A 10,403-nucleotide genomic window follows, 5' to 3' on the forward strand; every position below is an offset into this window, starting at 1 on the left:
AGAGGGCGTAGGAGGCATCGCCGAGCCCGATCAGGACTCGTCGCGCCCAGCCATCTCCTCCCTCGTCGGATGGTGCGAGGCCTGCGGCGGCGACGAGCAGCATCGCGGGCAGGCCGAAGACGAGAGGCCTCGCCAGCGCATCCGGCTCCGGTGCCACGGCGAGGAGCGAGAGGCCGGCAAGGGCCAGGGACAGTCTCGGAAGGCGGGACAGGCGCAGGCCTTCGGCCTGGGCGAGGCCGATGGCGGCGCCGAGCGCGAATTCGAGGCCGATGGGTGCGCTCCAGAAGGCCAGTGGCATCGGCAGGTCGGTGACGAGGAGGTGGAGGGCGGCGAGCAGGCCGAGGCTGCCGGCCACGAAGGCGAACACCCCGCGCCGGCTCAGGCCGGAGGCGAGCGCGAGGGCGAAGAGCCCGTAGAAGGCCATCTCGCATTGGAGGGTCCAGCCGAGGGAGTAGAGCGGCTGCGCCCGCCCGTCGGGATCGAGCATCGGCCAGAACAGGAAGGAGGCGGCCACGAAGCCGGGCTCGGCCGGCGACCGCCCGCCGTTCGAAAGAAGCCCGGGGGCCATCAGCACGATGCCGAGATAGAGTGCGCTCGCCAGCCAATAGAGGGGCACCAACCGGGCGATGCGATGCGCGAGGAAACGCCGCCAGCCGCCCGGCGTCCCGTAGAGCGGCCGGGCGGCGCGGACGATGATGAAGCCCGAAATCACGAAGAAGACGTCGACGCCCGCAGGCCAGGGCAGCAGGCCGCCGGGACGAAAGCCCTCGCCCCGGTGCCCAGCCAGGAGCAGGCCCTCCGCCTCGGCATGATGGATCACGACCATCAGCGCGGCGAGAGCCCGCAACATCTGGATGGCACTGAGCCTCACGCGGTTCTGTCCGTCATGTCGAGATCTGTCCCGCTCAAGCGTGGCTATAGGGATGTGAAACGGGGCTACAACGCCAAGGATGTATTGGCCTTCGAAGCAAAGCCGCGTGAGGAACCAACACAACTCACGATCGTTGACGGGCCATGGCGACGCTGCGGGCCTTTCCGATTGGATGAAGGCCGTTTCGGCGCGTCGCGCCACTCGCTTCGAGGATAAGCATGATCAAGAACTACTTGGCACTGACCGCTATCGTGGCCGCCATCGCCACGCCCGCCGCCGCCCAGACCATGCAGGGTGACTTCCGCCTTGCTGCCATGCAGGCGAACGCGTTCGAAATCCAGTCGAGCCAGATCGCCCTCGACAAGAGCCGCGATCCCGGCGTCCAGCGCTTTGCCCGTGACGCCGTGCGCGACCATCGTGCCGCCAACGTGGCGCTCGCCGGCGGTGAGGAGAACCTGAGGGGCCGCGGTGGCGTTGTCGGCGGCCTCATCGAGGCTCCCCTTGCGGTGGCCGGCGGAGCGGTCGGCGCAGCGACGGGCGCGGCGGCCGGTGTCGTCGGCGGCACGCTCAGCGGCGGACCGGTCGGCGGGGTCGAGGGTCTGGGAAGCGGTGCGGCCCGGGGAGCCCGTGCGGGTAGCCGTGTGGTGAACGGTGACGTCGAGACCACGGCCGGCACCACCATCGTGGCGCCCAATCCGCAGCAGCAGCAGATGCTCTCCGAATTGGCTGCCACCCCGGCCGGCCCGCGTTTCGACCGCCTCTATGGCCGGATGCAGGTCCAGGCCCACGAGATGACGATCGGTATGTACCAGTCCTATGCGGCGACTGGGACCAACCCGGCGCTGCGCGCCCATGCCGAGCAGGCCCTGCCGGTACTTCAGAACCATTATCGGATGGCGCAGGGCCTTCCCGGCGCCCGCTGATCGCATCGACACCATGAACCTTTCCCCGCGCGAGCCGCGCCGGGGAAGGTTCGAGGGAATGGCGGGCCATTGGCCCGCCATTCCCGTTTTCAGGGCTCGACGCAGTGAATGAGCGAGGTCGGAGCGACCGACTTGCCTTCGTGGTCGATCGCCGGGCCGAAGATTCCGGTCACAGGGTCGCGCACCAGAAGCTCGCCACGGGCGATGCCGAAATGCGCCCCGTGCAGTTCGAGACGGCCATCCTCGACACGTTCGCGCACGAAGCGGAAGGTCATCAGGTTCTCCAGGCTCTGGGCCACCATCGCGTATTCGAGACGAGTCACGTAGTCGGGCCCGCTCTGGGTCTCGGCCTTCTCCGCCGCGGGGCCGACCAGCGACACCCACTTCCCGATGAAGTTGCCCTCCGACAGCGGCTTGGACTGCGCCGCATAGGCCTTGATGCCGCCGCAGGTGGCGTGGCCCAGGACGACGATGTGCTTCACTTCGAGGGATTGCACCGCGAACTCGATCGCCGCCGAGGTGCCGTGATACTCGCCGCCCTCCTCGCAGGGGGGTACGATGTTGGCGACGTTGCGGACGATGAAGAGTTCGCCCGGACCCGTATCGAAGATCGCCTCGGGCGAAACGCGGCTGTCGCAGCAGCCGATGAGCAGGACTTCCGGGTTCTGCCCCTGGGCCAGCTTGGCGTACCGGCGCACCTCGCCCGGCAGCCGTTCGTCGAGGAAGGTGCGGTATCCGCTGGTCAGGGTCGCTGGGAACATGCTGTGCCTCTCCTGTAGGGGTCGATCGTCGGGCACCCTCAAGTGCCGTGCCAGTGCAGGGCGACCGGAGTCACCGGGATACGGCCCGTGAGGATCCCACGGGCGAGACCGGCAAGTCCCTGGGGCTCGATCCGCTCGGCGGTCGCGTCGAGCTCGTCGAGCGTCCACCAGCGCACGCCGCGCACCGGGTTGTCTTCGGTCTCCGCGAGCCGGGCGGTATCGATTCGGTCATCGGGCAGCCGCACGACGAAGTAGCGCTCATGCGCGACGCGCGAGGTGCGAAAGAGGTGGAACGGCCCGTCGCAGGTGCCGACGAGGGGGCCGATCTCGGCATCCACCACGCCGATCTCCTCCGAGAGCTCGCGCCGGCAGGCCTCCACCGGCGTCTCGCCCGGCTCGATCCCGCCGCCGGGCATGAACCAGAAGCCGCGTGCGCCGGGGTCGTCGGGATTGATCGGCCTGATCGACTCGTACTCGATCAGCAGGAGACGGCCGCCGGGATCGAAGACCAGGGCGCGGGCGATGTCGCGATGGGGCAGGTCGGTCATGGTCACGCCTTAGCAAGGCACGCCCTAGCAAGGAACAGGCGAATTGCGAGCTATCCTAGCCGGCCGTGCCGGCAGCCAGATGACGATGGGCAGGCCGAATTCGTCAGTCTCGGGCGGATCGGGCAGAGGCGTCGCATGGCCGAGGAGGATATCGCGGGCGACCACGAGGGCCGCCATGGCATCGAGATGGTCGTCGGCCCCGATGCCGTGCGGCGGCGGAGACTGGACGAGAGCCGCCGGCAGCCCCGACGCGACGAGCAGGTCTCGGCGCTCGGCGAGGCCGGCCTCCCGCTCCGGCCCCTTCTTGCCCGCGCGCAACGGAACGTCCCCGTTCAGGCGGCGAAACGCCAGTTCGGGATGGACCTCGCGAACACGCCCGGCGAGGCTTGGCCTCGCCCGCAACAACCCGTCGACCTCGCGGATGTAGGGCGTGATGTTCCAGCACTGGATCGAAGGCGCGAAGGGCGGCTCGCTGCCGGCCCGGCTGAGCTCCTTGGCGGACGCGTAGTCCGCCATACTATGATCCAGAGGCGTTTTCTCAGGTTCGCTGAGGCCAAAAATTGCAATGGGTTAGTTCTTTAAGTGTCTACCGGCATCCGCCAACATCCGCTACGATCCCCGTCTTTCGTTGGGGTAATTGATGGGGTAAAGCGATGGCACGCGCTGTAAAGAAGTTGAGCGCGCGAGCCGCTGCGACGCTGACTGCGCCCGGCCGGCACTCCGATGGAGATGGCCTCTACCTCGTCGTTGACGCCAGTGGTGCAAGGCGATGGCTCTTCCTGTTCCGCTGGCAGGGTAAGCTCAAGGAGATGGGGCTGGGTGGCCTGTCGGCAGTCTCGTTGGCCGAGGCGCGTGAGAAGGCTCAACAGGCTCGCCAGATCCTCAAGGCCGGCAAGAACCCGATCGAGCACCGAAGGGCAGCCAAGGAGGAGCGGCTTGCCGCCGTCACCTTCGGCGCTTTCGCCGAGGAGGTGGTGCGATCCCTCTCGCACGGGTTCCGCAGCGACAAGCACAAGGCGCAGTGGTCCTCCACGCTGACGACCTATGCAGGCTCTCTCTGGCCAAAGCCCATTGACGAGATCGGCACTGACGACGTTCTGAGTGTTCTCACCCCCATCTGGCAGACGAAGAGCGTGACGGCCTCGCGCCTGCGCGGCCGCATCGAGCGGGTGTTAGACGCGGCCAAAGCCAGAGGACTGCGCACTGGTGAGAACCCGGCGCTCTGGCGCGGGCACCTCGACAAGCTGCTGCCGGCCCGCCGGAAGCTGACGCGCGGCCACCATGCCGCGATGCCGTTCGATGACGTGCCCGCCTTAATGGCCGATTTGCAGTCACGCGATGCCATGGCTGGACTTGCCCTGCAGTTCTGCATCCTGAACGCGTCGCGTTCCGGTGAAGTGCTGGGCGCCCGCTGGGCCGAGATCGATCGCAAGGCGAAGGTCTGGACGATCCCAGCCATGCGCATGAAGGCCGGCAAGGAACACCGCGTGCCACTGACCGAGGCCACACTGGCAATCCTCGACCAAGCTGAGGTGGTGCGTCGAAGCGAATACGTGTTCCCTGGTCAGAAGCCGGACCGACCCTTGTCCATCACTGCCATGGAGATGATGCTGCGGCGGATGAAGGTCGACGTGACCGTCCACGGCTTTCGCTCATCGTTCCGAGACTGGGCTGGCGAGCGCACCGCCTTTCCGCGCGAAATCGCCGAGACAGCGTTAGCCCATGTCGTCGGCGACGCCACTGAGCGAGCCTACCGCCGCGGTGACGCCTTGGAAAAGCGACGAGCGCTGATGGACGCGTGGGCCACTTTCGTCAGCGCAGCCGAAAAGCCCAACGCCGACGTGATCACGTCGGGGTCGCACGGGGAGTAGTCTGGCCAACACAATGGGATAGGGTGGTCACCCAAGAAGCCGGACATCACCACCGGTTTCCTACGCTCCCTTGCTGACGATGACGTGGGGTAAATGCGCAGCATTTGGGTATTGCCCGAAGACCAATGGGAGCGGGACCAGCATGAGTACAGGTTCATGCCGCGTGCGCTCAACGACATTGGCATCGCCATATTTGGCGAAGCGTGGACTGGAGAAGAGTTCGTCCCCAATTCCGCAAGAACACTTCCGGCGTCGAGCGACGAACAAGCCAACTATCGGGCGAGGACGGTAGCCGCGCGATTCATCGAGGCTGCGATCGCAAGCGAACTGCGCACCGTTGTACGGTCCCTCCAAGCGGCCGATGTGCGCCCGGTGCGCCCAGCCGACTGGTCTGTTGTTCCCAGGAATGTTGTAACCTGGGCGCAGATTGACCCAGCAGATCCATTTCGCGCTCGACGCCCACCTAGCGGCAACAGTCGAATAGACACTCGGGCGCGGAGCGGTTTCAAATGGGTGTTTGTCGAGAAGGGGTCGTTGAGCCGGCTGATCTGCCGCCTGGATGCGGGCAGAGAACCACAAGAGAGTCAGCGTCCTGCCGTAAGCCCCCCTCAAGTGCAGCGGCTCTACAACACAGGCACGGCCGGGCGCCCAACCTCAATAGAGCAGCTAATCATACCTGAGGCACAGCGTCGACTGCTTGCCGGGGAGAATTACGCCAGCAAAAATGTCTTTGGGAAAATACTTTCCGAATGGATCAAGCAAGCCCATCCGGATGCGCCCATCCCAACACCGAAGAGCATCACCAACAACCCGAAATTCACAGAGCTGTTTAGGGCTCACAGGAAAGCCCCAAAAATAGGCCCAAAATACGCCTTAGGATTTGGCCTAAAACTTTCGACGCGCCGAGATATTGGGCTGCTGTTTCGGGCGAGCAACATCGCACACCTTCTCCGCATCCCGGCAAGTTCGCCGAGGACGGAGACCTACAATGATTCCAATAGGTTCGTTCCGATTTATCCCAAACTCTGGGGCTCACAGCGGTGTGGAGGGCTCCGGCGATACGTTCAACGCCCGCCCGCCGCTTTCTTACGGGCCTAACGACGCCGCTCGCGTTGCCAGTGTCGGCCGCTCAACGATCTTTGAGGAGATCAAGGTCGGGCGCCTGAAGGCTCGTAAGGCAGGCCGACGTACCCTCATCCTGCACGAAGATCTCGCCGCGTGGCTGGCGAGCCTACCCTACCGCGCAAGCATCGCCGCCTAACGAAACCGCCGGCCCCAAGCAGGAACCGGCGGCGGATATTCGGTAGGCGTCTCGACAGCGTCCTATTTACTGTATCCGCGCGTTGCGCGCCACTGCTTTCCCGGCCGGCACCTCACAGACAGGTGCCCCAATGCCTCATCACGATGTTAAGATTGAACTTCAGATCCGCTGGCTCATGCGCCGGCTTGGTCTCTCCGCGGAGCGGGCCCGCATCCTTGCCGGGCTTGCTTTCGAGACGGGAGGCCGCTGATGCAAACGGTTCCCTTCTCGTTTCGACCGGTGGGCGGCAGCTTCGCCGCTCACCCCACACTTCTCCAGCGCGAATATGACGAACTGTTGGGTTCCGGAGTGACCAATGCCGCTTTGACTTCTCCCTCGCCTCTGCGGGCGGGCCGCATCGTCTGGACTGGCTCGAACCGATTCGCGTTCGAGGAGCACGAGCCCCTGGGCGTAATCGGCAAGCGCGGGTTTCTCTTCGTCGTCACTGATGGTAGCGGCGATCCCGTCGACATCGTCGCCTGGCAGCCGATGCTCGATCGGATCGGCACTTGGCGCGGCATCGCCTGGGCTCTCGGGCAGGATGCGATCTATGCGCCGCGCCTGACCGAGCACGACGGCCTATCCGTCTGGAGATCGCCACTCGATTGGCTCAGGGCAGGACGGCGTGGCGTCGTCCTCATCGAGCCGCGTCTGGCTGCAGATTGGCTTTGCGATGCTGGTCCGCTGGTCGCTGAAGATCTCGACCACGCTCGCGAACTCAGCCGCGTCCTCAGCCGTCCGGCTCCACGCATTCTCCTCCCCGCTGACACCGGGAGGGCTGCCGCATGAACGGATTCGTCGAACTCGACCAGGGTCGGCCGGAGAAGCGGGGCACGCTCTCCTTCCCAACCAGCAGACAGGGCCGAACGGATGCCTCCAGTGTGCAGCTGCCGGCCGAGCAGCTACCACTCTTTCCGCCTCTGCCGCCCGGTGAAGCCTATCCGGTCGATGCCCTGGGTCCGGTCTTGTCCCAAGCCGTGGTCGCGATCACCAGCAAGGTGCAGGTGCCGCCGGCCATCGCAGCCCAGTCGGTGCTCGCCACGGCCTCGCTGGCTGCCCAGGCTCATGCCGATGTGGTGATGCCCTACGGGCAGAGCCGGCCCCTGTCCTTGTACTTTGCCACCGTGGCGGGATCGGGCGATCGCAAGTCCACCGCCGACAACGAAGCGCTCTGGCCAGTGCGGAAGCATGAGCGTTTCCTGAAGGAGGAGCACGACCGGCTCTACCAGGATTGGGTGATCAGCAGTGCCGCCTGGGGCGCGGAGAAGCGCAAGATCGAGGGCGACCGCAAGCTCGATTTCCCGACGCGCAAACTGGCCCTTGGCGCCTTGGGACCGGAAGCGCCCCCACCCCTGTTTCCCCTGCTGACGGCTCCTGACCCGACGGTCGAAGGCTTGGCCAAGGCATGAGTCAACGCCCCCGGCTCGCTCGGTCTCTTCACGGCCGAGGGCGGCCAGTTCGTTGGCGGCCACGGCATGTCGGCCGAAAACCGGCTGAAGAGTTCGGCGATCTTCTCGGAGATCTGGGACGGGAAGCCGATCAAGCGAGTTCGAGCCCAGGATGGGGTCAGCCTGCTTCACGGCCGCCGGCTGGCCCTGCATCTGATGATCCAACCTGAGGCAGCAGCGCTGTTCCTTGCCGATCCGGTGCTGCGCGACCAAGGGCTGCTCTCCCGCGTGCTGGTGGCAGCGCCAGACAGCATCGCGGGCACTCGCCACTACCGAGAGCCATCGGCGCAAGATGATGCAGCGATCAAGGCGTACGGCCATCGCATCCTCTCCCTCTTGGAGGCGCAATGGCCCCTAAGCGAGGGCAGCCGCAACGAGCTGGAGCCGAGGGCTCTGACGATGTCGGGGGAAGCCACCGGGTTGTGGCGCGCCTTCTACGATCAATTTGAGGCCCAGTGCGGTGCGCACGGCGAGTTGCGAGGGATCCGCGACTTTGCGGCTAAGGCGGCTGAGCATGCTGCCCGGATCGCAGGCGTGCTTACGATCGTCGACGACGTTCACGCTCGTGATATCTGCGCCGGGGCCATGAAGTCGGCCCTGACACTGACGGATTGGTACGTCGCAGATGCAGTGCGCTTGCAACAGGCCGCTCGCACCGACCCGAAGCTATTGCGGGCGGCAGGTCTTTTGGAATGGCTGCGCAGCCGCGACACGGCCGAGACGGAGTTCCGCGACATCCTGCGGCTCGGCCCTGCAGCAACTAGGACCAAGGATGCGGCGGACGCGGCCGTGGCAACGCTGAAGGTGCATGGGCTCGTCGTAGAGATCCTGGGTCGCCCACGGTTCGTGCGAATCCTTCCAGAGGAGCGGCACTGATGGGCTACCGCCGCTTCCAGATCGCTCGGATTGACGAGCAGGCCAGCGACAGTTGCGACAGCCGCGACGCTTTGGGTCTTGATCCATCCGAACTGTCGCAGAAGTCGCAAGCGTCGCAGAGGGTACCTACGATTTGCGCAATCGGCAGGGTCAGTACCGTCGCAGCAGTCGCAACTGTCGCAAGCCCTCAGGCTAATCGCACAATTGCAATCACCAGCGACGACTGGCTCGCCCACTACGAGGAGCGAGCGGCCATGCGCGAGTTCGAGGGCGGCCTACCGCGACACGAGGCTGAGCAGCTTGCCCGGACGTACACGGTTACGGCCCTCGGTCCTCCACCCCAAGCAGACGGGAGAAAGTCATGAGTACGCCAATCCCATGCGTAGCCGACGCCGTAAAGAACGGCGGCCATACGGGCGACACCCGGTTCAAGCCGGGCAATCCAGGAAGGCCACCTGGTGCCCGCAACCGCAGCACGCTGGCGCTCGAAGCATTGCTGGACGGCGAGGCCGAGGAGATCACCCGCAAGGCCATCGAGCTTGCCAAGGAAGGCGACATCGCAGCGATCCGGCTCTGCCTGGATCGGATCACGCCGGTTCGCCGGGATCGGCCAGTGATGTTTGATCTGCCGATCATCGAGGCCGCGGCGGATCTGCCGAAGGCGACCAACGCCCTCCTGCAGGCGGTGGCCTTCGGCGAACTCACCCCCTCAGAGGCGTCCGATATCGGCAAGGCCGTGGACGCCCACGTCAAGGCCATCGAACTGACCGATGTTCAGGCTCGTCTCGCGAAGCTGGAGGGCGGTGGGAAATGACAGGCGCCCTTGAGAGACGAATCCGGAAGCTGGAGGCGCATCACATGCCGTCAGAATCTCGCGTGCTGGTTCTTGGCATTCGGGGACAGCCCGAGCCGTCGCCCGATGAAATCAGACGAGCCAACCTTGTTCTGCGGGTGAATTTCGTCGCCGCGAAGAACGGGCGACCGGTCGAGGGAGAGCATCATGAGCGCGATTGAGACCCGTCTGGCGAAGATCGAGCGAGCCCGGGTCGTGCAAGAGGACAGCGCGAGGCTTGGCCCCTTGAAGAAATGGGCTGCCGCAGGCGGACCGTTCTCCTTCGTCCATGGAAGCACCGCCGAGGAGTACGAGAGCCGGGTTGCGCTGTTACGTGACGCCGGAGCTATCTCACCCATCGATCAGGTCGCCCGAATGCCGTTCCTGCCCGACACTGGCAAAAACTTCATGCGCGCCCTCTTCTGGAGGGACTTCACGGACAAGGAGCGAGACGTGCTGCGAGCCGCCATCCGGAGCCGTCGGGGCAAGACTGCAGAGGCTGCAACTTATGCGAGGCATGATCACTAGGCTTTCTCGCTTAGAGTCGAAGCGGAGCCTCAAGGGCTACCCGAGCTTCTACGTGTTCGGCTTGGACGAGGACGATGCCGCCGAACGAATGGCGGCCGAGACCCGAGCCGGTACAATCCAACTTGGCGACCGATGCCATATGATCGTTTGGACTGGCACCGAGCCCCTACCTCGCCCCCGATGGCTCACACCCCGCCAAATGAGCGACGAGGAGTTGAACGCCGCTATCGGCCATCTCTGCGGAGCCGTCGGGCGAGAACCCCTGCCGCCTGATGCGGACCACAACGCCTTCACGGCTGAGATCACCGCACTTCGCCAACAGAGCGGTTTGGAAGACGAGCTGCAACAACGAAACGCGACTTAAACTGCAGGCGCAACACGCCAGCACTCGTGAGACCCCGTTTCATAAGTGATCTGCGAGGCGTCTGACGAGTATCATTGCAGC

General features: G+C 65.2%; 9 protein-coding genes and 2 pseudogenes. 7 read left to right on the forward strand and 4 right to left on the reverse strand.

What is annotated here, in order from left to right:
• Nucleotides 1-871, reverse strand: an 871-nt coding sequence (locus ACFE7U_RS15255) for an acyltransferase family protein (RefSeq protein WP_375410571.1), incomplete at its 3' end; no start/stop codon positions are given.
• Nucleotides 872-1,089: 218 nt separating this feature from the next.
• Between ACFE7U_RS15255 and ACFE7U_RS15260 the strand changes: the two genes are divergently transcribed.
• Nucleotides 1,090-1,794, forward strand: coding sequence for a DUF4142 domain-containing protein (locus tag ACFE7U_RS15260; protein ID WP_375410572.1), 705 nt, complete (start codon nucleotides 1,090-1,092; stop codon nucleotides 1,792-1,794).
• 89 nt (nucleotides 1,795-1,883) lie between these two features.
• On the opposite strand, the gene ACFE7U_RS15265 is transcribed toward ACFE7U_RS15260, so the two are convergent.
• The 3 genes and pseudogenes from ACFE7U_RS15265 to ACFE7U_RS15275 form a co-directional block, all read right to left on the reverse strand.
• Nucleotides 1,884-2,555 carry a carbonic anhydrase gene (locus tag ACFE7U_RS15265; RefSeq protein ID WP_375410573.1) on the reverse strand — a complete coding sequence of 224 codons (672 nt, stop codon included), beginning with the start codon at nucleotides 2,553-2,555 and terminating at the stop codon, nucleotides 1,884-1,886.
• 38 nt (nucleotides 2,556-2,593) lie between these two features.
• On the reverse strand, nucleotides 2,594-3,103 hold the full coding sequence (locus ACFE7U_RS15270) for an NUDIX hydrolase (RefSeq protein ID WP_375410574.1): 510 nt from the start codon (nucleotides 3,101-3,103) through the stop codon (nucleotides 2,594-2,596).
• 24 nt (nucleotides 3,104-3,127) lie between these two features.
• Nucleotides 3,128-3,610, reverse strand: a pseudogene (locus tag ACFE7U_RS15275) (DUF429 domain-containing protein); the annotation flags it as partial.
• 146 nt (nucleotides 3,611-3,756) lie between these two features.
• Between ACFE7U_RS15275 and ACFE7U_RS15280 the strand changes: the two are divergent.
• The 6 genes and pseudogenes from ACFE7U_RS15280 (at nucleotide 3,757) to ACFE7U_RS15305 (ending at nucleotide 9,958) form a co-directional block, all read left to right on the forward strand.
• Entirely contained in the window at nucleotides 3,757-4,974 is a 1,218-nt protein-coding gene (locus ACFE7U_RS15280; RefSeq protein WP_375410575.1) for a tyrosine-type recombinase/integrase, read from the forward strand.
• 988 nt (nucleotides 4,975-5,962) lie between these two features.
• The gene (locus ACFE7U_RS15285; RefSeq protein ID WP_375410576.1) at nucleotides 5,963-6,235 is read left to right on the forward strand and encodes a helix-turn-helix domain-containing protein; all 273 of its coding nucleotides are present in this window, start codon (nucleotides 5,963-5,965) and stop codon (nucleotides 6,233-6,235) included.
• 249 nt (nucleotides 6,236-6,484) lie between these two features.
• On the forward strand, nucleotides 6,485-7,063 hold the full coding sequence (locus tag ACFE7U_RS15290; protein WP_375410577.1) for a hypothetical protein: 579 nt from the start codon (nucleotides 6,485-6,487) through the stop codon (nucleotides 7,061-7,063).
• Nucleotides 7,060-8,598 (forward strand): annotated as a pseudogene (locus tag ACFE7U_RS15295) (YfjI family protein). The gene ACFE7U_RS15290 and the pseudogene ACFE7U_RS15295 overlap by 4 nt, the downstream one beginning before the upstream one ends.
• Nucleotides 8,599-9,091: 493 nt before the next feature.
• Nucleotides 9,092-9,412: a hypothetical protein gene (locus ACFE7U_RS15300; RefSeq protein ID WP_375410578.1), complete on the forward strand. Its 321-nt coding sequence runs from the start codon at nucleotides 9,092-9,094 to the stop codon at nucleotides 9,410-9,412.
• Between the two features lie 186 nt (nucleotides 9,413-9,598).
• Complete coding sequence (locus ACFE7U_RS15305) at nucleotides 9,599-9,958, forward strand: hypothetical protein (protein ID WP_375410579.1); 360 nt, start codon at nucleotides 9,599-9,601, stop codon at nucleotides 9,956-9,958.
• Nucleotides 9,959-10,403 lie beyond the last annotated feature (445 nt).

It is taken from the genome of uncultured Methylobacterium sp. (genome assembly GCF_964251405.1).
Taxonomy (GTDB): Bacteria; Pseudomonadota; Alphaproteobacteria; order Rhizobiales; family Beijerinckiaceae; genus Methylobacterium.

What these genes read in the sequence shown, in the direction of transcription:
- ACFE7U_RS15285 (WP_375410576.1), top strand. Translation starts at nt 5,963, where the DNA reads ATGATTCCAATAGGTTCGTTCCGATTTATCCCAAACTCTGGGGCTCAC.
- ACFE7U_RS15270 (WP_375410574.1), bottom strand. Translation starts at nt 3,103, where the DNA reads ATGACCGACCTGCCCCATCGCGACATCGCCCGCGCCCTGGTCTTCGAT.
- ACFE7U_RS15305 (WP_375410579.1), top strand. Translation starts at nt 9,599, where the DNA reads ATGAGCGCGATTGAGACCCGTCTGGCGAAGATCGAGCGAGCCCGGGTC.
- ACFE7U_RS15260 (WP_375410572.1), top strand. Translation starts at nt 1,090, where the DNA reads ATGATCAAGAACTACTTGGCACTGACCGCTATCGTGGCCGCCATCGCC.
- ACFE7U_RS15290 (WP_375410577.1), top strand. Translation starts at nt 6,485, where the DNA reads ATGCAAACGGTTCCCTTCTCGTTTCGACCGGTGGGCGGCAGCTTCGCC.
- ACFE7U_RS15280 (WP_375410575.1), top strand. Translation starts at nt 3,757, where the DNA reads ATGGCACGCGCTGTAAAGAAGTTGAGCGCGCGAGCCGCTGCGACGCTG.
- ACFE7U_RS15265 (WP_375410573.1), bottom strand. Translation starts at nt 2,555, where the DNA reads ATGTTCCCAGCGACCCTGACCAGCGGATACCGCACCTTCCTCGACGAA.